The 23289-nt window shown below is 41.9% G+C and carries 26 protein-coding genes and 1 riboswitch; of the genes, 6 read left to right on the forward strand and 20 right to left on the reverse strand.

Features of this window, described 5'->3' with window-relative positions; all coding sequences use genetic code 11:
- Positions 1-3 precede the first annotated feature (3 nt).
- The 7 genes from KX728_RS06490 to KX728_RS06520 all read right to left on the reverse strand — a co-directional run bounded on the left by KX728_RS06490 (position 4) and on the right by KX728_RS06520 (position 5114).
- A complete protein-coding gene (locus KX728_RS06490; RefSeq protein ID WP_000941413.1) occupies positions 4-873 on the reverse strand; it encodes a branched-chain amino acid ABC transporter permease in 870 nt (289 codons plus the stop codon).
- 119 nt (positions 874-992) lie between these two features.
- Complete coding sequence (locus KX728_RS06495) at positions 993-2153, reverse strand: ABC transporter substrate-binding protein (protein WP_000726128.1); 1161 nt, start codon at positions 2151-2153, stop codon at positions 993-995.
- An 88-nt stretch (positions 2154-2241) separates the two neighbouring features.
- Positions 2242-2511 (reverse strand): YlbG family protein, encoded by a 270-nt coding sequence (locus KX728_RS06500; RefSeq protein ID WP_042902526.1) that lies wholly within the window; start codon positions 2509-2511, stop codon positions 2242-2244.
- Positions 2512-2589: 78 nt separating this feature from the next.
- A complete protein-coding gene (gene clpP, locus KX728_RS06505) occupies positions 2590-3180 on the reverse strand; it encodes an ATP-dependent Clp protease proteolytic subunit ClpP (protein ID WP_000613467.1) in 591 nt (196 codons plus the stop codon).
- A 172-nt stretch (positions 3181-3352) separates the two neighbouring features.
- Positions 3353-3982: a uracil phosphoribosyltransferase gene (gene upp, locus KX728_RS06510; protein ID WP_000515974.1), complete on the reverse strand. Its 630-nt coding sequence runs from the start codon at positions 3980-3982 to the stop codon at positions 3353-3355.
- An 88-nt stretch (positions 3983-4070) separates the two neighbouring features.
- The gene (locus KX728_RS06515; protein ID WP_215804489.1) at positions 4071-4538 is read right to left on the reverse strand and encodes a deoxycytidylate deaminase; all 468 of its coding nucleotides are present in this window, start codon (positions 4536-4538) and stop codon (positions 4071-4073) included.
- 18 nt (positions 4539-4556) lie between these two features.
- Positions 4557-5114, reverse strand: coding sequence for a TetR/AcrR family transcriptional regulator (locus KX728_RS06520; RefSeq protein ID WP_000003897.1), 558 nt, complete (start codon positions 5112-5114; stop codon positions 4557-4559).
- A 124-nt stretch (positions 5115-5238) separates the two neighbouring features.
- Between KX728_RS06520 and KX728_RS06525 the strand changes: the two genes are divergently transcribed.
- From KX728_RS06525 to KX728_RS06540, 4 genes are read left to right on the forward strand one after another with little or no spacing between them, the layout of a single operon-like run.
- Complete coding sequence (locus KX728_RS06525) at positions 5239-6084, forward strand: DegV family protein (RefSeq protein WP_215804488.1); 846 nt, start codon at positions 5239-5241, stop codon at positions 6082-6084.
- Between the two features lie 57 nt (positions 6085-6141).
- On the forward strand, positions 6142-7323 hold the full coding sequence (gene aao / locus KX728_RS06530; protein ID WP_223335593.1) for an aminoacetone oxidase: 1182 nt from the start codon (positions 6142-6144) through the stop codon (positions 7321-7323).
- A gap of 13 nt (positions 7324-7336) precedes the next feature.
- Positions 7337-7858: a DUF1697 domain-containing protein gene (locus KX728_RS06535; RefSeq protein WP_042767777.1), complete on the forward strand. Its 522-nt coding sequence runs from the start codon at positions 7337-7339 to the stop codon at positions 7856-7858.
- Positions 7859-7868: 10 nt separating this feature from the next.
- Positions 7869-8324: an 8-oxo-dGTP diphosphatase gene (locus tag KX728_RS06540; RefSeq protein WP_215804486.1), complete on the forward strand. Its 456-nt coding sequence runs from the start codon at positions 7869-7871 to the stop codon at positions 8322-8324.
- Between the two features lie 28 nt (positions 8325-8352).
- On the opposite strand, the gene KX728_RS06545 is transcribed toward KX728_RS06540, so the two are convergent.
- Positions 8353-9093, reverse strand: coding sequence for a MerR family transcriptional regulator (locus KX728_RS06545; RefSeq protein ID WP_215804485.1), 741 nt, complete (start codon positions 9091-9093; stop codon positions 8353-8355).
- Between the two features lie 250 nt (positions 9094-9343).
- Here KX728_RS06545 and KX728_RS06550 point away from each other — a divergent pair, with 250 nt between their 5' ends.
- Entirely contained in the window at positions 9344-10684 is a 1341-nt protein-coding gene (locus tag KX728_RS06550; RefSeq protein WP_215804484.1) for a sodium-dependent transporter, read from the forward strand.
- 40 nt (positions 10685-10724) lie between these two features.
- Here the strand turns inward: KX728_RS06550 and manA are convergent, their stop codons facing one another.
- The 8 genes from manA to KX728_RS06590 all read right to left on the reverse strand — a co-directional run bounded on the left by manA (position 10725) and on the right by KX728_RS06590 (position 19432).
- Positions 10725-11669 carry a mannose-6-phosphate isomerase, class I gene (gene manA, locus KX728_RS06555; protein WP_215804483.1) on the reverse strand — a complete coding sequence of 315 codons (945 nt, stop codon included), beginning with the start codon at positions 11667-11669 and terminating at the stop codon, positions 10725-10727.
- 119 nt (positions 11670-11788) lie between these two features.
- Complete coding sequence (locus tag KX728_RS06560; protein WP_215804482.1) at positions 11789-13228, reverse strand: 6-phospho-beta-glucosidase; 1440 nt, start codon at positions 13226-13228, stop codon at positions 11789-11791.
- Positions 13229-13359: 131 nt separating this feature from the next.
- Positions 13360-13620 carry a SemiSWEET family transporter gene (locus tag KX728_RS06565; protein WP_001291473.1) on the reverse strand — a complete coding sequence of 87 codons (261 nt, stop codon included), beginning with the start codon at positions 13618-13620 and terminating at the stop codon, positions 13360-13362.
- Positions 13621-13824: 204 nt separating this feature from the next.
- The gene (locus KX728_RS06570) at positions 13825-14172 is read right to left on the reverse strand and encodes a VOC family protein (RefSeq protein WP_215804481.1); all 348 of its coding nucleotides are present in this window, start codon (positions 14170-14172) and stop codon (positions 13825-13827) included.
- Between the two features lie 154 nt (positions 14173-14326).
- Positions 14327-16102 carry a pyruvate oxidase gene (gene spxB, locus KX728_RS06575; RefSeq protein ID WP_000191808.1) on the reverse strand — a complete coding sequence of 592 codons (1776 nt, stop codon included), beginning with the start codon at positions 16100-16102 and terminating at the stop codon, positions 14327-14329.
- 320 nt (positions 16103-16422) lie between these two features.
- The gene (locus KX728_RS06580) at positions 16423-18645 is read right to left on the reverse strand and encodes a heavy metal translocating P-type ATPase (protein WP_215804480.1); all 2223 of its coding nucleotides are present in this window, start codon (positions 18643-18645) and stop codon (positions 16423-16425) included.
- Between the two features lie 9 nt (positions 18646-18654).
- Entirely contained in the window at positions 18655-19026 is a 372-nt protein-coding gene (locus tag KX728_RS06585) for a cupredoxin domain-containing protein (RefSeq protein ID WP_000935056.1), read from the reverse strand.
- Between the two features lie 10 nt (positions 19027-19036).
- Positions 19037-19432 carry a CopY/TcrY family copper transport repressor gene (locus KX728_RS06590; RefSeq protein ID WP_001167199.1) on the reverse strand — a complete coding sequence of 132 codons (396 nt, stop codon included), beginning with the start codon at positions 19430-19432 and terminating at the stop codon, positions 19037-19039.
- Positions 19433-19615: 183 nt separating this feature from the next.
- Positions 19616-19714, forward strand: a riboswitch (TPP riboswitch).
- An 84-nt stretch (positions 19715-19798) separates the two neighbouring features.
- Here KX728_RS06590 and thiD point away from each other — a divergent pair.
- Complete coding sequence (gene thiD / locus KX728_RS06595; protein WP_215804479.1) at positions 19799-20590, forward strand: bifunctional hydroxymethylpyrimidine kinase/phosphomethylpyrimidine kinase; 792 nt, start codon at positions 19799-19801, stop codon at positions 20588-20590.
- Between the two features lie 46 nt (positions 20591-20636).
- Here the strand turns inward: thiD and thiE are convergent, their stop codons facing one another.
- From thiE to tenA, 4 genes are read right to left on the reverse strand one after another with little or no spacing between them, the layout of a single operon-like run.
- Complete coding sequence (gene thiE / locus KX728_RS06600; RefSeq protein WP_215804478.1) at positions 20637-21269, reverse strand: thiamine phosphate synthase; 633 nt, start codon at positions 21267-21269, stop codon at positions 20637-20639.
- Positions 21262-22065 carry a hydroxyethylthiazole kinase gene (gene thiM / locus KX728_RS06605; RefSeq protein WP_215804477.1) on the reverse strand — a complete coding sequence of 268 codons (804 nt, stop codon included), beginning with the start codon at positions 22063-22065 and terminating at the stop codon, positions 21262-21264. Before thiM ends, thiE begins: the two co-directional genes overlap by 8 nt.
- Positions 22053-22589 (reverse strand): energy coupling factor transporter S component ThiW, encoded by a 537-nt coding sequence (gene thiW, locus KX728_RS06610; protein WP_215804476.1) that lies wholly within the window; start codon positions 22587-22589, stop codon positions 22053-22055. Before thiW ends, thiM begins: the two co-directional genes overlap by 13 nt.
- A 3-nt stretch (positions 22590-22592) precedes the next feature.
- Entirely contained in the window at positions 22593-23285 is a 693-nt protein-coding gene (gene tenA, locus KX728_RS06615; RefSeq protein WP_215804475.1) for a thiaminase II, read from the reverse strand.
- Positions 23286-23289: the final 4 nt, after the last annotated feature.

The following is a 23289-nucleotide window of genomic DNA, read 5'->3' on the forward strand; positions in this document are numbered from 1 at the left end:
TGTTTACACCTTCTCTTTCACATTCTTACCAAGGATACCCGCAGGTCGAACAATCAGAATCAAAAGCAAAATTCCATACACGATAGCATCACGGAAATCAGACATACCAAAGGCAGTTGCAAAAGTTTCCAACAAGCCAATCACAAATCCCCCTAGAGCTGCACCAGGAATAATCCCGATACCACCCAGTACGGCCGCAACGAATGATTTTAGACCTGGAGTCACACCCATCAAAGGTTCAAGAGAGTTGTAGTAGAGGGCAATGAGGACACCTGCTGCACCAGCAAGGGCTGAACCCAAAGCAAAGGTAAAGCTGATTGTGCGATTTACATTAATTCCCATCAATTGAGCTGCGTCACTATCAACTGATACCGCACGCATGGCTTTCCCCATTTTTGTTTTTTGGACGATCAATTGCAATAAAACCATCAAGAGCACAGAAACTGCTAAAATCATCAATTGAACATTTGTCAAGCTAATTGGTCCCAAGTCAAAGCGGACTGTTTCAATAGCTTGAGGGAAGGCACGAGTATTGGCGCCTACTAGATAAACCATTCCGTATTCCAGTAGGAAAGACACCCCGATGGCAGTAATCAATACAGCAATACGTGTAGAGTGTCGTAAAGGACGGTAGGCAAGAAACTCAATCACAACACCAAGTAGTGCGGTCCCTGCCATTGAAATAATTAAAGCTAAAAAGAAATCCATTTGGAAAGAATTAATCAAAAAGTAACCAATAAAGGCACCCATCATATAAATATCACCGTGGGCGAAGTTGATGAGTTTGATAATTCCATAAACCATGGTATAACCCAGAGCCAAAAGTGCATAAACACTACCCAGAATCAGACCATTCACAAGTTGTTGGAGCATAGCATTCACTCTTTTCTATCGTTATTTTTTAGAAAATCTCATTATTTTCACAAGTTCATAAACACCGAAACAGGGAGTGAGTCAAAGGCTCATTCCCCATTTCAATTACTATTCTAATGTTATGGTTTTACAACTTCTGCTTCTTCAACTTTACCATTGTTCATGGTCATCATGTAAGCAGTTTTCACTGTATTGTGGTCAGCATCAAAGCTTGTTTGACCAGTTACACCATCAAAATCTTTGGTTTTAGCAAGGTTGTCCTTGATTTCACCTGAGTTTTTAGCACCTTTTGCAGCATTTGCTACTAGGTAAACTGAGTCATAGGCCAAAGCTGAGAATGTTGAAGGTTCTTCGTTGTATTTAGCACGGTATGCTTCAAGGAAAGCTTTAGCTTTTGCAGAAACATCAACAGTAGTTGAGAATCCTGAGATGAAGTAAATGTTTGATGCTCTTTCAGCAGTTGCTTGTTGAACAAATTCTTCACCGTTAAATCCATCGCCACCAATGATTGGCTTATCAATTCCCATTCCACGAGCTTGGTTTACAATCTTACCAGCTTCTGTATAGTAACCTGGAACAACGATAGCGTCAAACTCTTTGTCTTTCATTTTAGTAAGGGCTGCTTGGAAGTCAGTATCACCTGCTACGAATGTTTCATCTGCTACAATCTCACCCTTGTAGGCTTCGCGGAAAGATTTAGCAATACCTTTAGCATAGTCACTAGCATTGTCAGTATAAAGAACAACCTTCTTAGCATTCAATTTGTTTGTTACATAGTTAGAAATAATCTTCCCTTGGAAGCTATCTTGGAATGTTCCGATAAATAGGTAATCTTGACCTTTAGTCAAACCGTCTTGAGTAGCACTTGGTGAAATCAATGGCACTCCAGCTTTAGTAGCGTTAGCTACAGCTGCAGCAGTTGCACCAGATGTCGCAGGTCCTACAATAGCTGCTACTTTTGATTGGGTAACAAGGTTTGTTGTAACAGAAGCTGCTTCAGCAGTTTCAGACTTGTTGTCTTTGTCTACAACTTCGATTTGTTTTCCATCAATTCCACCTGCAGCGTTAATTTCGTCTACAGCAAGTTGGGCACCTTTTTGTTCAGCTGTACCGTAAGCTGCCACAGCACCTGTCTCTTCAAAGTTAAAACCGATTTTAATTGTTTTTTCGTCCACTGGATTTCCAGTTGTGTTTGACGCTCCTGACTTGACCTCTCCACAGGCAGCAAGAAGAGCCACACTAGCAAGAGCCACAAAAGATAGGGCAAATTTTTTCTTCATTTTTAATCTCCTTATAGTTGTTTCAAAAATTGTATGTTAAGAATATACCGAATTATCAGAAAATTGTCAATGTATTTGTTTAACTTTTTTAAATGATAACGTTTTCTTCAGTCCGATAGAGATTCCCAACGAAGGGAGTTTCTAGCTCTTGAATATGGCAACGTCTAATTTTCTTGATATATCTTTCCTTACCTAATCTCTCAACCAAGTCATCTAGCTCCTCAGTTGGAACATAGAGCTGCAAGTAACGATGTTTTTTGGAATGGTAACAGATATCACCGTATTCCTGAAGTTTTTTTGCGTCTCGATTATAGTAGAGATAGATGATTAATCCTGATCGATTTGTTTTTTCAAACATGAGGAAACCTCTTTCTAAGAAATCTTCCCCTATTATACCAAAAAAAGCAAACTCCGTCGAGTTTGCTTTCTAGGTTGCTTAGCTTAACGAATTATTGGCCATGATTTCATCGATAAAGCCATATTCAAGTGTTTCTTGGGCACTCATCCAGTAATCACGTTCTGCATCTGCATGAATTTGCTCGACTGATTTACCAGAGTTATCTGCAAGGATTTGCTCCAAAGTCTTACGAGTTTTGAGCAAGTGCTCTGCAGCGATTGCCATATCGGTTTGTTGGGTACCACCACCTGTACCACCCATTGGTTGGTGAATCATGTACTCTGCATTTGGAAGCATGAAACGTTTACCTTTTGCTCCACTTGATGCGATGACAGTCCCCATGGATGCAGCCATCCCCATAACGATTGTTTGGACATCTGCCTTGATAAAGTTCATGGTATCAACGATTGCCAAACCAGCTGAAACAGATCCTCCAGGTGTGTTGACATAAAGGTAAATATCTTTTGTGCTGTCTTGGGCATCCAAGAAGAGCAACTGAGCAATAACGGAGTTGGCCATGTTGTCTTCAACTGGACCTGTTAGCATGATGATGCGGTCTTTCAGAAGACGAGAGTAAATATCATAGGAACGTTCTCCACGGCTTGTTTGTTCAATAACTACAGGAATCATTCATTTCTCCTTTTATGTTGAATTTTCTTAGTCTTACGACTCAATACAGAACTATTATATCTTCTTGGTCAAAAAAGGTCAAATTTTTGCTCTATTCTCTAAACAGAAACAAAAACTCAACCTCCTTTCAAGTCAAAAACGAACTTCTAGTTTCACTATTTACTTTGGGATTTTATTTAGTACCGAACAAGCGGTCTCCAGCATCTCCAAGACCTGGAACGATATAACCGTGTTCGTTCAAGCGTTCATCCAAGGCTGCTGTAAAGATTTCTACATCTGGGTGAGCTTCTTGGAGAGCTTTCACTCCTTCTGGAGCAGATACTAGGCAGACAAACTTGATATTTGATGCTCCACGTTTTTTAAGCGAATCTACTGCCAAGATTGCTGAGCCACCAGTTGCCAACATTGGATCAACGACAAAGATTTGACGTTGGTCAATATCTTCAGGCAATTTCACCAAGTATTCAACTGGTTGAAGGGTTTCTTCATCACGGTACATACCAATATGACCAACTTTGGCTGCTGGAACCAAGCTCAAGAGGCCATCTACCATCCCGATACCTGCGCGCAAGATTGGGACAATCGCCAATTTTTTCCCAGCCAATTGTTTTTGAACGGTCTTTGTGATAGGTGTTTCGATTTCCACGTCTTCAAGTGGAAGATCACGAAGTACTTCATATCCCATCAACATTGCAATCTCATCTACTAGCTCACGAAAAGCTTTTGTAGAAGTGTCTGTACGACGCAAGATTGACAATTTGTGTTGAATGAGTGGATGATTAATGACTTCAATTTTTCCCATTTTCTGAGTTCCTTCTTTCAATTTATTCTTCTTATTATATCAAAAAACGGTTTAAAAAGCTTTCTAAACCATTTATTTTTATTAATTTTTAAATCAAATCTGCCTCTTGAAGAGCCGTCTGAACAGTCTCTAATGGTAAATGGGTCAACTCGGTGCCTTTTTCATGATAAAGGTACTGGGCATAGTCATCCATTCGGTACTGGTTGATATAAACCACGCGCTTGCAACCAACTTGTAGCAGTTGTTTGGTGCAGTTCAGACACGGAAAATGGGTCACATAGGCTGTAAATCCTCTTGGAACCCCTCGTTCGGCTCCTTGCAAGATGGCATTAACCTCGGCGTGAAGGGTTCGAACACAGTGACCTTCAATGACCCGGCATTCGTGGTCAATACAGTGCTCCGTTCCTGATACGGAACCATTATAGCCTGTTGAAATGACTTTATTATCCTTGACTAGAACAGCTCCCACCTTGGCACGTTTGCAGGTCGAACGATTGGCAATCAGTAAAGCCTGGGCTGCAAAGTACTCATCCCAAGCCAGTCTTTTTTCTATCATAAGTATTCTCCTTGTCCTCTATTTTTTGAAAAATGGCAAGCGTAAATCAGCAATCTTTTCAGCTGGAACCTTCATGCCATCCTTGATCCATTTGAGCAGTACCGATACGATGGCAGAACTCCAAAAGGAATGAAGGTAGCTGCTAACGCCTTTTGACTTTCCGTGGTATTTTTCTAGAAATTCCTGCATGGCTTGGACAAAAATCTTTTCCAAATGATAGTCCAGAGCAAGTTGGATAACCTTGGCTTCTTTCTTGGCTGCACGGAAAAGGTGAACCCAGACTAGATAAAGATCAGTTTTGACATCGTAGTGGCTCAACTGTTCCATAATGTTATGGACACTGCGTTTAAAGACGCTTTCCAAAATCTCTTCTTTGGAGTCATAGTTACGATAGAAGGCGGCACGAGAGACGCCAGCCCGTTTGACCAGCTCCGAAATGCTGATCTTGGCCAAGTCTTTTTTCTCTAGAAGTTGCAAAAGAGCCGTCTCGATTGCTTCTCTGGTTAAAAAATTGGATTCTTGATTTGATTTTCTGAGATTTTCAAGAGATTTTTCAGATATTTTACGTTCAGACATAACAATTTCTTTCTACTTGTGACAACAGAGAGGTGGTACTTTTGTTTCAAGGGCTTTCATGATATAATTGTAAAAAAAGACAGAACCTTTGTCAATGTATAAGTGACAAAGATGGAGAATTTCTATGACTTGGAAGATTGTAGCTGACTCTGGTTGTGATTATCGTCAACTGGCAACTCCTGCTATTGATACGGAATTTGTTAGTGTTCCTTTAACCATTCAAGTAGCTGATCAGGTCTTTATCGATGATGCCAATCTCGACATTAACCACATGATGGAAACCATGTATGCGACTTCTGAGGCTTCAAAATCAGCTTGTCCTAGCCCTGATGATTACTTGCGTGCATTTGAAGGTGCTAAGCATATCTTTGTCGTTACTATCACTGGTACTCTTTCAGGTAGCCATAATAGTGCACAGCTCGCTAAGAATATCTATCTGGAAGAACATCCTGACACTCAGATTCATGTGATTGATACATTGTCTGCAGGTGGTGAGGTTGACTTGATTGTCGAGAAAATCAATAGTTTGATTGAACAAGGACTTTCTTATGAGGAAATTGTTGAAGCTATTACAGCCTACCAAGAAAAAACGAAGTTGCTTTTTGTACTCGCTAAGGTTGATAACTTGGTAAAAAATGGTCGTTTAAGCAAGCTGATCGGTACAGTTGTCGGTCTTCTCAACATCCGTATGGTTGGGGAAGCAAGTGAAACTGGAACCCTAGAACTACTCCAAAAAGCGCGTGGAGCAAAAAAATCCCTTCAAGCAGCCTATGAAGAACTAATCAAGGCTGGCTACGCTGGTGGCCGTATCGTCATGGCTCATCGCAGCAATGAAAAATTCTGTCAGCAATTGTCAGAACGCTTGCTGGAAAACTTCCCACAAGCGGATATCAAAATTATCCCAACGTCTGGTCTCTGCAGTTTTTATGCAGAAGATGGCGGTTTGTTGATGGGATATGAAATTAACTAAGATTATGAGCAACAAGAGATGCCAAGCATCTCTTGTTTTTTGTGGTACAATAGAGCTATGAAACATTTTGATACTATTGTCATCGGTGGTGGACCTGCTGGCATGATGGCTACCATTTCCAGTAGCTTTTATGGTCAGAAAACTCTTCTCATCGAAAAAAATCGGAAACTCGGAAAAAAATTAGCTGGTACTGGTGGTGGTCGTTGCAATGTCACCAATAACGGAAGCTTAGATGACCTTCTGGCTGGAATTCCTGGTAACGGGCGCTTTCTATACAGTGTCTTTTCCCAGTTTGATAACCATGATATCATCAATTTTTTTACGGAAAACGGTGTTAAACTCAAGGTTGAAGACCACGGCCGCGTCTTTCCTGCCAGCGACAAATCTCGGACCATTATCGAAGCCTTAGAGAAGAAAATCATTGAGCTAGGCGGACAAGTTCTCACTCAAACGGAGATTGTTTCTGTTAAAAAGATAGACGACCAGTTTGTCCTTAAGTCCGCAGACCAAACCTTCACTTGTGATAAACTCATTGTCACAACAGGTGGTAAGTCTTATCCTTCGACTGGTTCGACTGGTTTTGGTCACGAGATTGCCCGTCATTTTAAGCACACCATTACAGAGCTTGAAGCCGCTGAAAGTCCTTTATTGACAGATTTTCCACATAAGGCCTTACAGGGAATTTCCCTAGATGACGTGACCCTAAGCTATGGCAAGCACGTCATTACTCATGATCTGCTCTTTACCCACTTTGGTTTGTCAGGTCCTGCTGCCCTACGTATGTCTAGCTTTGTCAAGGGCGGAGAAGTTCTCGCGCTGGATGTTTTGCCACAACTCTCTGAGAGCGACTTGGTAGTTTTTCTAGAAGAAAATCGGGAAAAATCCTTGAAAAATGCCTTAAAAACTTTGCTTCCGGAACGCTTGGCTGAGTTTTTTGTACAAGGATTTCCTGAAAAAGTCAAACAGCTAACTGAAAAAGAACGCGAGCAACTGCTCCAGTCTATCAAGGCTCTCAAAATTCCTGTCACTGGTAAAATGTCATTGGCTAAGTCCTTTGTCACCAAAGGTGGTGTCAGTCTTAAGGAAATCAACCCTAAAACCCTTGAAAGTAAGCTGGTACCTGGTCTCCACTTTGCTGGCGAAGTCCTAGATATCAATGCCCACACGGGTGGCTTTAACATCACTTCTGCCCTCTGTACCGGCTGGGTGGCAGGCACCAATCCAATAAATACCAAATAAGAAAGGAAGTCCTTTGGAACATATTATTTTACTAAGAGGCGTTACTCCTAATGGAAAAAATGCTATCCCGAAAATGTCTTATTTGGTAGATATTTTGACAGAAGCTGGTTTTCAACACGTTCGAACCTATATTCAAAGTGGGAATATCATTCTTGAGAGTGACTCAGATTTAGAAGAAATACGAGAACGCGTTCATACTTTGATAAAGGAAAAAATTGGGGCCGACTTAAAAATGGTTATCAAGAATAAGAACGATTTTGAAAAGATTGTTCATGAGAATCCATTTAAAGAAGACTATCTTCATGATCGTGTGCATGTAATTCTTTATCAAGGACTTATCCAAAGCCTGCCACTAGAAAAATTGAAAACTGACTACGGCGAGGAAGAAATCTGTGTAGGCGATTACTGTCTCTATCTCTATCTTCCTAGAACTGCAAAACAAAAAAAGCTCAATACCAACTATCTTGAAAAATTGTTTGGCGTGGTTCTGACCATGCGAAAGTTAAACGTCGTGGAAAAGTTACTAACAAAATAGGAAAAACAATATGAACAGATGCGAAACAATCGAATTTGTCAATATGTGTATGATTCAAAACGGAGACAAGGTTCTGGTTCAAGACCGAGTTAGTCCTAACTGGCCTGGCATTACTTTTCCTGGTGGTCATGTTGAACGTGGCGAATCCTTTGTCGATGCTGTCATTCGTGAAGTGAAAGAAGAAACTGGTCTGACCATTTCCAAACCCCAACTCTGTGGTATTAAAAACTGGTATGACGACGAGGATTATCGTTATGTCGTCCTTTTTTACAAGACAAAACACTTTACTGGTGAACTCCAGTCTTCAGACGAAGGAAAGGTATGGTGGGAGAATTTTGAAAATCTTTCTCATCTAAAACTTGCAACTAAGGATATGTCTGATATGCTTCGTGTTTTTTTGGAAGATGATCTCAGTGAATTCTTTTACTACAAAGACGGTGACGACTGGCTTTATGACTTGAAGTAAAAAATAGGCTAGGAAATTCCTAGCCTATTTATTCTGCATTTGTCTGAACGTAAGCAGCAATGACATCTGATGTGTACTGGGCTGTCCCAGGTCCAAATTTGTCAATGTTTTCCTTAAACTCTGGGTTGTAGACGTAGCCTTTACCGATATGACCGAATACCTCAATAGAGCAGTCAAATCCATAAGTTCGAATGGCTTGCAAGAGCTTGGCTGCTTGCTCTTGGTTTTCAGCTGCTGTTGCAGGAAGACCATCTTGAAGATTTTGAGCCAAGGCTTGAAAGACTTGGTTAAAGGCAGCCGTAGCCTCATCTTCTCTACCACTTTGGCGCTCGAGAGCTTCTCCCATGACTTCTTGTCCATATTTCTCTACCGCCTCTTGGTGGTATTTTTGATGATCTTGATAGCTAAATCCAGTGAATTTTTCCTCAATCGTCATTTTTATTTCTCCTTTTTGTTCTTGAATGGTTTTTTGCAAGGTGGAAATCAAGGTATCCAGATGTTGCCTTTCTCGAGTTAGATAGTCCAACTGCCTAGTCAAATGGGGCAATAAATCTGATGATTCTCCTTTTAACAGCTCTGCTATTTTATCTAAAGAAAAGCCTAGATATTTATAATACAGAATGACCTGAAGGCGTTCCAAATCCTCTTGACTATAGGTTCGATAGCCGTTTTCCGACTTCAACGGAACCAAGAGTCCTATCTTATCGTAGTGGTGCAGGGTCTTGACAGAGACACCTGAAAGCTGCGCAGCTTCTTTTATATGGTACATGATTTCCTCCTTACAAAGATAGTATAACCCCTCCCCTTAGGTCAGAGTCAAGCGTTTTTGAGAAAAATTTTTAACTTTTTGAGAAAGGTGTGAAAACTTGAAAATGGTTTTCTTGACAGACATCAGAAAACATGATAGGATAGTCAAGTCTATCAATCAAACAGAAGGCTCATAAAGAGCCATTGAGAGAAGGCTATTTGACAACTCAAGTAGCCTTTTCTTATTTTAAAAACGAGATTGGAGTTTAACTATGTCAGAAAAATCGCAATGGGGCTCAAAGCTTGGTTTTATTCTAGCATCTGCCGGCTCAGCCATCGGGCTTGGTGCCGTTTGGAAGTTTCCCTACATGACTGCTGCAAATGGCGGTGGAGGCTTTTTACTGGTCTTTCTCATTTCCACTATTTTAATCGGTTTCCCGCTCCTGCTGGCTGAGTTTGCCCTTGGCCGTAGTGCTGGCGTTTCCGCTATCAAAACCTTTGGAAAACTTGGTAACAATAACAAGTACAACTTTATCGGTTGGATTGGTGCCTTTGCCCTCTTTATACTCCTATCCTTTTACAGTGTCATTGGAGGATGGATTCTAGTCTATTTGGGCATTGAGTTTGGGAAATTGTTCCAACTTGGTGGAACGGGTGATTATGCTCAGTTATTTACTTCAATCATTTCAAATCCAGCCATTGCCCTAGGAGCTCAAGCAGCCTTTATCTTGTTGAATATCTTTATTGTATCACGTGGGGTTCAAAAAGGGATTGAAAGAGCTTCGAAAGTCATGATGCCCCTGCTCTTTATCATCTTTGTCGTCATCATCGGGCGCTCGCTCAGCTTGCCAAATGCTATGGAAGGGGTTCTCTACTTCCTCAAACCAGACTTCTCAAAACTGACCAGCGCTGGTCTCCTCTATGCTCTGGGACAATCTTTCTTTGCCCTCTCACTAGGGGTTACAGCTATGCTGACCTATGCTTCCTACTTGGACAAGAAAACTAATCTGGTCCAGTCAGGGATTTCTATCGTATCCATGAACATCTCGGTATCCATCATGGCGGGACTTGCCATTTTCCCAGCCATGTCAGCCTTCAATATCCAGTCTGAAGGGGGACCAAGCCTGCTCTTTATCGTCTTGCCTCAACTCTTTGACAAGATGCCTTTTGGAACCATTTTCTACATCCTTTTCCTCTTGCTCTTCCTCTTTGCGACGGTCACTTCCTCTGTCGTGATGCTGGAAATCAATGTAGGCAATATCACCAACCAGGACAACCGCAAGCGTGGCAAATGGAGTACTATTTTAGGGATTTTAACCTTTATCTTCGGGATTCCTTCGGCCCTTTCTTACGGTGTTATAGCGGATGTTCACATCTTTGGGAAGACCTTCTTTGATGCTATGGATTTCTTAGTTTCCAATCTCCTCATGCCATTTGGAGCTCTCTGTCTGTCACTTTTTACTGGCTATATCTTTAAAAAGGCCCTTGCCATGGAGGAACTGCATCTTGATGAAAGAGCCTGGAAGCAGGGACTTTTCCAAGTCTGGCTCTTCCTTCTTCGTTTCATCATTCCAATCATCATCATTGTGGTTTTCATCGCCCAATTTATGTAATCAAAAAGGACTTGAGTAGTAAACTCAGGCCCTTTCTTTTTTATGGATGGCTAACAATCAATTCCAAACCTTGCCCTTCTAGGATCCAAGTTTCAACATCACTTGGTAGGATAAAGTGGCTGCCTTTTTGGATTGGATAGTTTTTCCCATCAACAGTCAGGTGACCCTGACCATCCAAGACACTCAACAAGCTGTAGTCAGCTGTCTTTTCAAAATCAACTTTTCCAGTAATTTCCCACTTGTAAACTGCGAAAAAGTCATTAGACACAAGAAGAGTTGAACGTAAATCATCAGCTTTGACAGTCACTGGACGGCTATTTGCAGGCTCGCCAATGTTCAAAACATCGATGGATTTTTCAAGATGAAGTTCACGCAAGTTGCCCTTGTCATCCTTACGGTCAAAGTCATAGACACGGTAGGTGGTATCGCTAGACTGCTGGGTTTCCAGAATCAAGATACCTGCTCCAATAGCGTGCATGGTGCCACTTGGTACATAGAAGAAGTCTCCAGCCTTAACAGGCACTTTGGTCAGCAAGGCATCCCAGTTCTTGTCCTCAATTTGCTGGCGAAGTTCTTCTTTTGATTTGGCATTGTGACCATAGATAATCTCTGAACCTTCATCCGCAGCGATGATGTACCAGCACTCTGTTTTCCCGAGCTCGCCTTCATGCTCTAGTCCATAGGCATCGTCTGGGTGAACTTGGACACTGAGCCAATCGTTGGCATCGAGTATCTTGGTCAAGAGTGGAAATACAGGTTCTGGACGATTGCCAAACAATTCACGGTGTTCCGCATACAAAGTAGCAAGGTCTATTCCTTCAAAGCGACCATTAGCAACCTTTGAAACCCCATTTGGGTGGGCTGAAATAGCCCAGTATTCTCCGATTTTTTCACTTGGAATGTCATAGCCAAACTCATCACGTAGCTTGGTTCCACCCCAGATTTTTTCTTGCATAACTGATTGTAAAAATAATGGTTCTGACATCTTATTCTCCTGTCTGTTTTTCTCACCTCATTATAGCAAAAAGCCAGGTCTAATTGAACTCTTTTTCACATCTTATAAAGTAGAGAGAAGATTTTATAAAAATAGTGAACAAATGTTCTCTACTTAATACTTGCACCATTGCTGACAATGACATCCTTGTACCAGTAGAAGGATTTCTTCTTGCTCCGTTTGAGACTTCCTTGACCTGCATTATCACGATCCACATAGATAAAGCCATATCGCTTGTTCATTTCGCCTGTTCCAGCTGAAACCAGATCTATACAACCCCAAGTCGTATAACCAAGCAATTCAACGCCATCTTGGTAAATAGCATCTCGCATAGCCTTGATATGGGCCTCTAAGTAAGCAATCCGATAGTCATCTGCTACGTATCCATTTTCATCTGGCGTGTCCATAGCACCGAGGCCATTTTCTACGATGAACATAGGCTTTTGATAACGATCCCAGATAGCATTGAGGGTGATACGAAGCCCCAGTGGGTCAATCTGCCAACCCCATTCAGAGGATTCTAGATAAGGATTTTTGATAGAGGCAAAGACATTTCCAGCGGTCAGATTCGTCACTTCTGGATCGCCTGAGGCCACTCGACTCGCATAGTAAGAGAAGGAAACAAAATCAACAGTGTGATTCTTCAACAAATCCAAATCCTCTGCCGTCATTTCTATCTCAATTCCCTCACGCTCCCACTGCTTCTTGGCATAGTTTGGGTATTCCCCACGCGCTTGAACATCAATGAAAAAGTAACTCTTACGGTCTTCTTCCATGGCTGCCCAGTAGTCTCTCGGATGGACAGTGTTAGGATAATATTGCCCTGCTGCTAACATACATCCCACCTTGTTTTCTGGGTCAATTTCGTGGGCAATTTTAGTCGCCATAGCCGAGGCTACCAGCTCATGGTGGGCTGCTTGGTATTTGATTTGCTCTTGATTTTCCCCCTCTTCAAAACAAATCCCGGCTCCTAAAAAGGGGGCATGCAGAATCATATTGATTTCGTTGAAGGTGAGCCAGTACTTGACCAAGCCCTTGTAACGGGTAAAGAGGGTGCGACAGAGATTTGTGTAAAAGTCCAACATACAACGATTGCGCCAACCACCGTACTCCCTAATTAAGTGCATGGGGCAATCGAAATGTGTGATGGTCACCAGTGGTTCAATTCCATACTTGTGACATTCCTTAAATAAATCCTCATAAAAAGCTAGACCAGCTTCATTTGGCTCTGCTTCGTCACCTTGAGGAAAAATCCGAGTCCAAGCGATGGAAAGTCGATAGGTTTTAAAGCCCATTTCTGCAAAAAGCGCAATATCTTCCTTGTAATGATGGTACATATCAATGGCTTCCTTTGCTGGGTAAAAATAGCCCTCCTCAAACGAAAACATCTTTTTCTGACCTGTAATAATGGCCTCACGGTCTGGACCAATCGGTACCACATCCACATTAGCAAGACCACGACCGTCCTGATTATATGCACCCTCACATTGATTAGCCGCCGTTGCACCACCCCAGAGAAATCCTTCTGGAAATTGTAGTATTTCTGTCATCACTTTACCTCACTTGATTTATTACTTCTATTATACTAAAAAGGAGGCAAAAAGTTTGGAACCCTCTGGATAATAATAGCACTAAACTTACTTTTATATATACGAAAAAAAGACTGAAACCAGTCTTCTTTTTAAATCAAAGCTGTGATAGCCGTTACTAGTCCAAAAACGATACCTGGCGCATTAGCAGCCGCAAGGGGAATATCTCTTTCTTTCTTGAAAAGACCGTAATAAACCCATAAACTACAGTTGATGGCTGCGACCAAGGGTTGGATGAAGTTCCCTTTTTGACCAGCTAAGTTGTTCATGATTTGTGGGAAGTAAGAGACATACATCATAACAGACATAAAGGTCGCTACCCAACCCAAAATTTTCATTTGTTTTTCAGACATTTTCAAAACCTCTTTCATTTTTATGAATCATATTTTATAATCTTTTTTCAAAACAATCAAGACTTTGTAGCTTTTGTTATGAAGATGTAAACTATCACAATCTTGTGATAAGAAAAAGACCGGATTGCTCCGATCTTTCAATAGTTCATATTCTCACGTTCTGTATTAAGAATAATTATGGTTAGCTTCAAATGATTAAGCGACCTATTTCATACGATAAAAATCAATCACTAGACCGGCAGGGCCTTTTACAAGCAAGGATTCTGTCCCCCAATCCGTTTCACAAGGACCGTGTAAAATCTCGACACCAAGCTCTTTCAACCGTTGGTAGTCCTGCTCTACATCCTCAACCTCGATGTGAAGAATGATGCCTGACTGAAAGTTTTTCAAAGGAATCAAATGACTTTCTGACAACATAAGACAATGACTGCCAATCGTAAACTGTGCAAAACTGTCGTCAACATAATCGGACTTTTTATCCAAAAGTCGCTCCAAGTCAGCACAGACTTGAGGAACATCTGAAACGATGATATCTAATTGATTTAAATTCATTTACTATCCTCCAGAAAAAGACCGGATTACTCCGATCTTTTCAAGTTCTACTCTAAGAAAATCAAAGAATAAACAAGGCATCGAACCGCAGGCAGTACTGAAGTACGGCAAGGTGAAGATAACACAGTTTAAATTTGATTTTCGACGAGAGAAATTATTTGATTGCGCGTGATTGCAATCCTTCTTCTTCCAAGAAGAGGCGGAATGGTACGAGTTCTTCTGCTTCGTATTTTTCCTTGAAGGCTTTGATTGCTTCTTCTGAGTGAAGTTTTGGATCCAATTCAAGTACTTCTACTGGAAGTGGACGATGTTGAGAGATGCGAGCATCGATCACAACAGTTTTACCTTCTTTATTGAGTTTCACAGCTTCTGCAACAACTGCGTCGATGTCTTCGATACGATCAACTGTAAATCCTACAGCACCTTGCGCTTCAGCGATTTTCGCGTAGTCCGCGTTAGGGAAGTCACAACCAAACAAGTGTTTGTTTGTGTCTTCGTATTTGTCCTTGATGAAGGCATATTTACCATTTGAGAAGACAACGTTGATAACTGGAAGGTCGTATTGAACGTTTGTGATCACGTCTGGGTAGCACATGTTGAATGCACCGTCACCCATGATGTTCCATACTTGGCGATCTGGATTGTCTTTCTTAGCAGCGATACCACCAGGAAGAGCAATACCCATTGTCGCAAAGAGTGGAGATGTACGCCACATGTTCTTAGGTGTCATGTGAAGGTGACGAGTAGATGTTTGAGTAGTGTCACCTACGTCGATTGAGTAGATAGCGTCTTGATCAGCATGTTTGTTGATTGCATTGTAAACTTGATACAATTGCAATTCACCCTCAGTTTTACCTTCGAGTTTGTTCATGTAATCACGCCAGTTTTGGTTGTTCTTAACGTTTGCACGCCACCATGGAGTAGACTCAACTGGGTTTACTTTATCAAGGATAGCTTTCGCTGCTTGACCTGCATCACCAAGGATAGAAGCGTCAAGGGCATGACGTTTACCAAGTTTGTAAGGGTCGATATCGACTTGGATGAATTTTTCAGTGTTCTTGAAGGCTTCGTAAACTTCAGCAAATGGGAAGTTTGAACCAAGGAAAAGAACTGTGTCTGCTTCAAAGACCACTTCGTTGGCTGGTTTCCAACCAACACGGTAAGCAGAACCTGTCAAACCTTCGTAGTTCCATTCAAAGGCTTCAAAGTTTTTACCAGTTGTGATGATTGGTGCTTTGATTTTACGTGACAATTCAGTAATCACTTCACCAGCTTTAACACCACCGTAACCAGCGTAGATAACTGGGCGTTCAGCATTGTTCAAGATTTCAACTGCTTTGTCAATTTCAACTTCGTTCAAGGCAGGAGCGATGAATGAACGTTCGTATGAACCTGAACCGTAGTATGAGTTTTCGTCGATTTCTTGGAAACCGAAGTTTACTGGAATTTCAACTACAGCTGGACCTTTTTTAGAAACTGCAGCACGGCAAGCTTCGTCAATTACTTTTGGTAATTGCTCAGCGTAAGCGACACGTTTGTTGTAGACAGCGATACCGTTGTACATTGGGTTTTGGTTCAATTCTTGGAAGGCATCCATGTTGAGTTCGTTAACAGGACGTGATCCAAGGATAGCAAGGAATGGAGTGTTATCCATAGCTGCATCGTAAACACCGTTAATCAAGTGAGTCGCACCTGGACCACCTGAACCAACTGCAACCCCGATTGAGCCGCCGAATTTAGCTTGCATAACCGCTGCAAGAGCACCTGTTTCTTCGTGGCGAACTTGCAAGAAGCGGATATCTTTGTCTTCAGCCAAAGCATCCATCAATGAGCTGAGTGTTCCTGATGGGATACCGTAGATTGTGTCTACGCCCCATGTTTTCAATACGTTGAGCATTGCTGCTGATGCAGTAATTTTCCCTTGAGTCATTATAACTCTCCTTCAAATATTTTTAAAATTTGATTCATCCGTTTTCATATACTAATTGGAAACGTTTCAGCAAATTTTTACTCTACTACTTTACCATAATTGTTTTGGGTATCCTAAGAATGTGCTCAGAAGTTTTTATTCTCTATTACAGTACAGTTTGAAAGCGTTTTTTAGAACTGTTTTATAATACTCAATGAGAATTAAAGAGCACACTAGGAAACTAGCCGCAAGTTGCTCAAAGCAGAGATTTGAGGTTGCAGATAAAATCGATGTGGTTTGAAGAGATTTTCAAAGAGTATAAAAAGCGGGCAAGCCCGCTTTTAGTCTATCTTAGTAACGTTTAGCATGAGTGAACTAATCAAAACAGATACAGAGCTAAAGGCCATGGCTAGACCAGCCAGTTCTGGATTGAGAACGAGACCAAATCCTGAAAAGACTCCTGCTGCAATCGGAATTCCGGCGACATTGTAGATAAAAGCCCAGAAAAGATTGAGCAGAATTCGATTGAAGGTTTTCTTGCTCATGTCAAAGGCACGCACCACACCTAGGAGGTTATTAGTTGTCAACACCAAATCTGCTGACTCGATGGCAATATCTGTTCCAGCTCCCATAGCAATTCCCACATCCGCTACACTGAGGGCAGGAGCGTCATTGATACCATCACCAACAAAGGATACTTTTCCAGCTGATTGTAGTTTATGGATTTCATGGGCTTTTTCTTCTGGCAATACACCTGCAATGACTTCTTCAATGCCAATCTGATCTGCAATGGCACGCGCCACGCCAGCATTATCCCCTGTCAGCATGACCGTTTTAAGACCTCGTTTTTTCAACTGACTGATGGCAAGTTTAGCATTTTCCTTAGGAATATCTTGTAGTGCAAGCAAGCCTTTGATTTCATTGTCAACAGCCAAGAACACAACTGTCTTAGCTTCTTTTTCCAGTTCTTCTAGTTTTTCCTGATAAGTGCTTGAAATGTTCATCCCATCCAGCATTTTAGCATTTCCAAGCAAGACTTGTTTCCCGTTGATTTGCCCTGAGACACCTTTTCCGTGCAAGGCTTGGAAATTTTCCACAGTTTGAAACTCAAGTCTTGCCTCACTCGCTCGCTTGACAATGGCCTCAGCCAGTGGGTGTTGGGAAGCTTCTTCCAAGGAGGCTGCCAATCCAAGCACTTCTACTTCGTCGCCGATGATATCTGTTACCACTGGTTTTCCTTCTGTCAAAGTCCCGGTCTTATCAAAGACAAGAGTTTGAACTTTCTGGATTTCCTGTAGGACGGTTCCATTTTTTAGGAGAACGCCCATTTTGGCACTCCGTCCTGTCCCCACCATGAGGGCTGTTGGTGTTGCAAGTCCTAGGGCACAAGGACAGGCGATAATCAACACTGCCACCCCAAAAAGAAGAGAGGTCACAAAGCTAGCCTCAAACAAGACAAACCAAACCCAAAAAGTCAGAATCGCTAAAATGACGACTGCTGGGACAAAAATCCCTGAAATCTTATCCGTCAAGTCCTGAATCGGTGCACGGCTGGTCTGGGCTTTCTTCACAAATTCTACAATTTGAGCCAAGATCGTCTCTGAACCAACTTTTTCTGCCTTAAGAACAAGCATTCCACTATTATTGATGGTTGAGCCAATGACAGCATCCCCAACTGTTTTGTCTACTGGCAGACTCTCACCTGTCACCATGGATTCGTCAATACTGGAGACGCCTTCGACTACAACACCATCAACCGCAATCTTTTCACCGGGACGCACTCGAATCAGGTCACCTACCTTGACTTGTTCCAAGGGAACTTGAACATAGCGATCATCACGCAAGACTTCTGCTGTTTTAGCTTGCAAATCAAGTAATTTCTCCACAGCTTGGGAAGTGTTTTTTCGCATTTTCTCCTCAAAAACTGCCCCTAAAAGAACGAAGAAGAGGATAAATCCAGCACTTTCAAAGTAAACAGGGAGCCCAGCAAAGAGAGCAACCAGACTATAAAGATAGGCTACCAGAGTTCCCAGTGCCACTAAGGTATCCATGTTGGCATTGTGTTTTTTAAAGCTGGCCCAAGCACTCTGAATATAAGGACCACCTGCTACCAGCATAATAGGCGTTGTGGCTAAAAAGGTGCCCCAATGCATGACTGGATGACTAATAGTCCCTGTCAACATCCCGATCATGAGGAAAACAAGAGGCAGGGTAAAGATACTAGTAATCCAAAAACGCTGTAAAAGGGATAGAGATTTTCGCGTCTTCTCAACTACGGTATAGCTCCCCTTTTGCATCTTCATGCCACATGAAAATTCATGTTGACCTAATTCTTGAGGTGTAAAACGAATTGTCTTCTCCTTGTCTACACCGATTGGTTCTAGAATCCCTTCTTCTTCAAAAAGAATTTCCTTATAACAGTTTGAAGGGGTGGCACGATGAAAGGTAATCTCAGCGGGAATCCCTTTTTGAAGCTGAATGTGGGCTGGATGATAGCCTTTTTCAGCTCGGATACGGATTTTTTGAATGCCATTTTCTAGGCTTGCTTTCACAATTTCTGTCATAGTCTCCTCCTACTCTACAATCATCTTGCCGTGCATCATGTTCATACCACATGCAAAGCCAAACTCTCCAGTCTGCTCAGGTGTGATTTCCACTACATACTCTTCACCCATAGGAAGATCCGCATGCACACCAAAATCTGGAAAGACGATCTGATCTAGACAGGGTGAAGGGTCCTTGCGGTCAAAGACAATGCGGGCTGGCACTGATTTTTTAAGAATAATCAACTCAGGCGTATAGCCCCCCATGACTTCCACTCGGATCTCTTGGTAACCCTTTTTTTGCTGGGCCTTTTGTCCAGATTTTTCAGGCTTTTTGAAAAACCAAAACAAGATAAACGCGATAAGGGCAATACAAATAATGGTTACAATACTATTTAACATGACGTCTCCTTTACATACAATTACATCTTACTTCTGTTACAGCGCTTGATTTCTTCTTAGAAATCACAGCTTCTAAGTCTTCCAAGTCAGCCAAAGTGAAATCACATTCCACAATCAAATCAGCCAACAAGTTCTTAATCCTACGGGAACAAACCTTGTCTTTGATATCTTGGACAAGCAAGTCTCGACTCTGGTCCAGAGTTAAAAGGGCTGAATAGACAAAGAACTTGCCTTCTTTTTTCCTTGTCAGACACTCTTTCTCAACCAAACGAGCCAAAAGAGTTTGAATGGTCGACTTGGACCAGTCGAACCGCTCCGCCAGAACCCTGATCAAATCCGTACTGGTCTGCTCTCCTTGCATCCAAATAATCTTCATGACCTGCCATTCTGCATCTGAAATCTGCATAATCACACCTCCTAAATCTACATTTGTCGATTACAGTTATTAGTATACTCTCAAAATCTACATTTGTCAACTATAATTTTTATTATTTTTTCGAAAAATAGAATTCTAATCCTGTAACGAGAGATTTGCAGTCAAATTTCACTATATAAACTATAAAAATATGCTATACTGTAGAAAAAAGAAAACAACCACTAGGGGTGCGTAAAGCTGAGATTAACGACTGTTATATCCCTTTGACTCAATCTAGGTAATGCTAGCTGATGGAAGTGGAAATGATAATGAGGACTAGCTAGTCTTCTATTGCTTTCCTGAAACAGACTAGCTTGTTCTTGAGAATACAAACTTCAGTTGGTTGGGAGGTTTTAGATGACTTATTTACCCGTTGCTCTAACCATTGCAGGAACTGACCCTAGTGGCGGTGCTGGCATTATGGCTGATTTGAAGTCATTCCAAGCGAGAGATGTCTATGGAATGGCCGTTGTCACCAGCCTTGTCGCTCAAAATACCAGAGGTGTTCAATTAATCGAGCACGTCTCCAACCAAATGCTGGAAGCTCAATTGGAGAGTGTCTTTTCGGATATCAAACCTCAGGCTGTGAAAACTGGTATGTTGGCAACTACTGAGATCATGGAGATCATCCAACCCTACCTTAAAAAGCTGGACTGTCCCTATGTGCTGGACCCTGTTATGGTCGCTACGAGTGGGGACACCCTGATTGATACCAGTGCGAGAAGCTTCCTAAAAACAAACCTACTTCCCCTTGCAACCATTATCACTCCCAATCTTCCTGAAGCAGAAGAGATTGTTGGTTTTTCAATCCATGATCCAGAAGACATGCAGCGTGCTGGTCGCCTGATTTTAAAAGAATTTGGTCCTCAGTCTGTAGTTATCAAAGGTGGTCATCTTGAAGGTGGTGCCAAGGATTTCCTCTTTACCAAGGAGGAACAATTTGTCTTGGAAAGTCCACGAATTCAAACCTGTCACACCCATGGTACTGGATGTACTTTTGCTGCAGTGATTACGGCTGAACTAGCCAAGGGGAAGACCCTTTATCAGGCAGTCGATAAGGCCAAGGCCTTTATCACAAAAGCCATCCAAGACGCCCCTCAACTCGGTCATGGTTCTGGCCCAGTCAACCATACAAGTTTTAAAGATTAAGAAAAACTCTCTAGTTCCCACTTTAAGGGAATTAGAGAGTTTTTGATTAGGAAATCATGTCATCCAGCTTTGTTAAAAAAGCTTGCGTTTTTGCTTCTATATCTTCTGCCTGCATCAGATCGCGTACGACTGCTACTCCAGCTATACCCGTGTCGACAAGTTGGTCAATATTCTCTGACGTCAATCCTCCAATAGCAACTACTGGTATAGCGACCGTTTGGCAAATGGTTTTCAAGGTTGAAATCAGGGTGATGGGAGCATTCTCCTTGGTCCTAGTTGGGAAAATGGCTCCTGTTCCCAAGTAATCCGCACCCCATGTTTCTGCTTCGAGAGCTCTTTTAACCGTTTTAGCTGTTACACCGAGGATTTTGTCAGGTCCCAAGACTTTGCGGGCAACCGAAACTGGTAGTTCATCGTCGCCTATATGCAACCCAGCAGCATCGACTGCTAGACAGATATCCAATCGATCATCGATTATCAAGGGTACCTGATAGGCATCTGTTATTTCCTTGACTTGTTTTGCCAGTTGATAGTATTGGTTGGTGGTGAGATTTTTTTCTCGTAGTTGGATAATGGTAACACCTGAACGGCAGGCCGTCTCGACTTTTTCAAAAAAGCTTTCCAAAGAATCTTGGTAGCGATTGGTTACTAGATACAGTCTAAGTGCTTCTCTATTCATAAAAGTCTCCTTTGATGGCTTCTAGCCAGTCTTCGTCTCTTTTTAAGAGAGAGAGTTGATTGAGAACTTGGTAACGAAAATCTTCCAATCCCATTCCTTGAACAACTATTCTCTCAGCAGCGATATTGAGATAAGAGACTGCTAGGCAAGAAGCTTCAAAGGCAGTCTTTCCTTGGCTGAGAAAAACAGCTGTCAATGCTCCAACTAAGTCTCCTGTCCCTGTTATCCAGTCTAATTCTGTACAGCCATTTCCCAATATAGCAACCTGATTTTCTGAAACGATGAGGTCCTTGGGTCCAGTGACTAGGAACGACATACCAGGATAAAGCTGACACCAGTCTTTCAAGACTTGAAGCAAATCCTCAGTTTCTTGATCTTTATGGCTAGCATCTACTCCAACTCCGTGGTGCTTTAAACCAACAAGACTTCGGATTTCTGACATATTTCCTTTAAGGACCGTGGGCTTGTATTCTAAAAGATCTCTGACTAGATCCTTGCGAATGGGGGAAGCCGCAACGCCAACCGCATCTACTACCATCGGGAGAGAAACTTGAGTGGCATAAGTAGCTGCCATACGGATTGCTTTCTCCTTCTCAGCTGATAAATGCCCCAAATTGATGAAGAGAGCTTGGCTTTGTTTGGTAAAATCAAGGACCTCACGGGGATCATCTGCCATGACAGGTTTAGATCCCAGAGCCAAAATGCCATTGGCCAGCATCTCACAGGAAATTTCATTGGTGATGCAGTGAATTAAGGAGCTAGAGCTCAGAGGAAAGGGATTTGTTAACTTCTGCATGAGTCTATCCTTTCACCAAAGAAATATCCCTGCACTTTTTTAAAGAATTCCTGCTTGATTAAAAATCGAAAGGCAATAAAGGAAATCGCTGTACCGATCAATGTTGCTCCGAAAAATCGCGGAGTATAGATAAACCAGCTGAGCTTGGCCGCAGATCCCGTAAAGAGAACCATGACAGGATAGGAAACAATAGATCCGATAATCCCTGTTCCCAAAATCTCTCCTAGGGCAGAATAGTGAAATTTTCGACCGTACTTATAAAAGAGACCTGCAAGGAGGGCTCCAAAAGTAGCTCCTGTGAGGGCCAAGGGTGGAATGCCTTGGGTGGACATACGGATGAAGGCTGTGACTGTAGCCATGACCAAGGCATAAACAGGCCCCATCAAAATTCCTGCAAGAATGTTGACTACACTAGACATTGGTGCCATTCCTTCAATTCGAAAAATGGGTGTAAGAACTACGTCAAGGGCAATCATCATGGATAAAATGGTTAATTTGTGAACTTGAAGTTGGTGGTTTCTCATTTTCTATTTCTTCTCTTTTTCTAAGGACTGTAAATCACTCGTCCATGTTTGATGTTGGTAAGCCATCTCCCAAAACTTGGCTTCCATGTGGACACTGCGGTGGAAGGCCTCTAGCATTTTTTGTTTGTCCGTCTCGTCACTTTCTCGATAGAGTTGATTGACCAGGGCTTCTTCCTCTTTAATCTGCTTTTCTAATTCATCGGTGATATAGGTTTCAATCCACTGTTGATAAAGAGGATTCGGGGATGGTTTGCGATTAAGTGCCTTGCCCAAATCATGGTATAACCAAGGACATGGGAGCAAACTAGCAAAAGCAATGCCCAAGTTTGACTCTGCAAATTGACGATAAATATGAGAAATGTAATGATAACAGGTTGGAGCAATCGGTTGCTCATCCATTTCCTGGTCACTGATTCCTAATTCCTTGAAAAATTGTTGACGGATAAATAATTCACCCTCCACTAGACTCTGAGCATTTTGTTTCAAGAGTCTTTTCATCTCTTGGTTTGAAGTCTTATCAGCCAAGAGGTGATAGATTTCTGAGAAGGCCTTCAGATAGTAGGCATCTTGAATCAGGTAATAGCGGAAAATATCAGGTTCTAAATTTCCCTCTTGTAATTGTAAAACAAAGGGATGATGAAAAGAAGCCTGCCAAGCTTCCTTGGATAATTCCATCGCAATATCTGTAAATTCCATAATA

It is taken from the genome of Streptococcus oralis (assembly GCF_019334565.1).
GTDB classification, from domain to species: Bacteria; Bacillota; Bacilli; order Lactobacillales; family Streptococcaceae; genus Streptococcus; species Streptococcus oralis_CR.

What these genes read in the sequence shown, in the direction of transcription:
- clpP (WP_000613467.1), bottom strand. Translation starts at nt 3,180, where the DNA reads ATGATTCCTGTAGTTATTGAACAAACAAGCCGTGGAGAACGTTCCTAT.
- KX728_RS06590 (WP_001167199.1), bottom strand. Translation starts at nt 19,432, where the DNA reads ATGCAGATTTCAGATGCAGAATGGCAGGTCATGAAGATTATTTGGATG.
- KX728_RS06495 (WP_000726128.1), bottom strand. Translation starts at nt 2,153, where the DNA reads ATGAAGAAAAAATTTGCCCTATCTTTTGTGGCTCTTGCTAGTGTGGCT.
- KX728_RS06550 (WP_215804484.1), top strand. Translation starts at nt 9,344, where the DNA reads ATGTCAGAAAAATCGCAATGGGGCTCAAAGCTTGGTTTTATTCTAGCA.
- KX728_RS06525 (WP_215804488.1), top strand. Translation starts at nt 5,239, where the DNA reads ATGACTTGGAAGATTGTAGCTGACTCTGGTTGTGATTATCGTCAACTG.
- spxB (WP_000191808.1), bottom strand. Translation starts at nt 16,102, where the DNA reads ATGACTCAAGGGAAAATTACTGCATCAGCAGCAATGCTCAACGTATTG.
- aao (WP_223335593.1), top strand. Translation starts at nt 6,142, where the DNA reads ATGAAACATTTTGATACTATTGTCATCGGTGGTGGACCTGCTGGCATG.
- KX728_RS06515 (WP_215804489.1), bottom strand. Translation starts at nt 4,538, where the DNA reads ATGATAGAAAAAAGACTGGCTTGGGATGAGTACTTTGCAGCCCAGGCT.
- thiE (WP_215804478.1), bottom strand. Translation starts at nt 21,269, where the DNA reads ATGAATAGAGAAGCACTTAGACTGTATCTAGTAACCAATCGCTACCAA.
- KX728_RS06490 (WP_000941413.1), bottom strand. Translation starts at nt 873, where the DNA reads ATGCTCCAACAACTTGTGAATGGTCTGATTCTGGGTAGTGTTTATGCA.
- manA (WP_215804483.1), bottom strand. Translation starts at nt 11,669, where the DNA reads ATGTCAGAACCATTATTTTTACAATCAGTTATGCAAGAAAAAATCTGG.
- tenA (WP_215804475.1), bottom strand. Translation starts at nt 23,285, where the DNA reads ATGGAATTTACAGATATTGCGATGGAATTATCCAAGGAAGCTTGGCAG.
- KX728_RS06580 (WP_215804480.1), bottom strand. Translation starts at nt 18,645, where the DNA reads ATGACAGAAATTGTGAAAGCAAGCCTAGAAAATGGCATTCAAAAAATC.
- KX728_RS06520 (WP_000003897.1), bottom strand. Translation starts at nt 5,114, where the DNA reads ATGTCTGAACGTAAAATATCTGAAAAATCTCTTGAAAATCTCAGAAAA.
- KX728_RS06560 (WP_215804482.1), bottom strand. Translation starts at nt 13,228, where the DNA reads ATGACAGAAATACTACAATTTCCAGAAGGATTTCTCTGGGGTGGTGCA.
- KX728_RS06545 (WP_215804485.1), bottom strand. Translation starts at nt 9,093, where the DNA reads ATGTACCATATAAAAGAAGCTGCGCAGCTTTCAGGTGTCTCTGTCAAG.
- KX728_RS06570 (WP_215804481.1), bottom strand. Translation starts at nt 14,172, where the DNA reads ATGAATTTAAATCAATTAGATATCATCGTTTCAGATGTTCCTCAAGTC.
- thiW (WP_215804476.1), bottom strand. Translation starts at nt 22,589, where the DNA reads ATGAGAAACCACCAACTTCAAGTTCACAAATTAACCATTTTATCCATG.
- thiM (WP_215804477.1), bottom strand. Translation starts at nt 22,065, where the DNA reads ATGCAGAAGTTAACAAATCCCTTTCCTCTGAGCTCTAGCTCCTTAATT.
- upp (WP_000515974.1), bottom strand. Translation starts at nt 3,982, where the DNA reads ATGGGAAAAATTGAAGTCATTAATCATCCACTCATTCAACACAAATTG.
- KX728_RS06540 (WP_215804486.1), top strand. Translation starts at nt 7,869, where the DNA reads ATGAACAGATGCGAAACAATCGAATTTGTCAATATGTGTATGATTCAA.
- KX728_RS06565 (WP_001291473.1), bottom strand. Translation starts at nt 13,620, where the DNA reads ATGTCTGAAAAACAAATGAAAATTTTGGGTTGGGTAGCGACCTTTATG.
- thiD (WP_215804479.1), top strand. Translation starts at nt 19,799, where the DNA reads ATGACTTATTTACCCGTTGCTCTAACCATTGCAGGAACTGACCCTAGT.
- KX728_RS06500 (WP_042902526.1), bottom strand. Translation starts at nt 2,511, where the DNA reads ATGTTTGAAAAAACAAATCGATCAGGATTAATCATCTATCTCTACTAT.
- KX728_RS06585 (WP_000935056.1), bottom strand. Translation starts at nt 19,026, where the DNA reads ATGTTAAATAGTATTGTAACCATTATTTGTATTGCCCTTATCGCGTTT.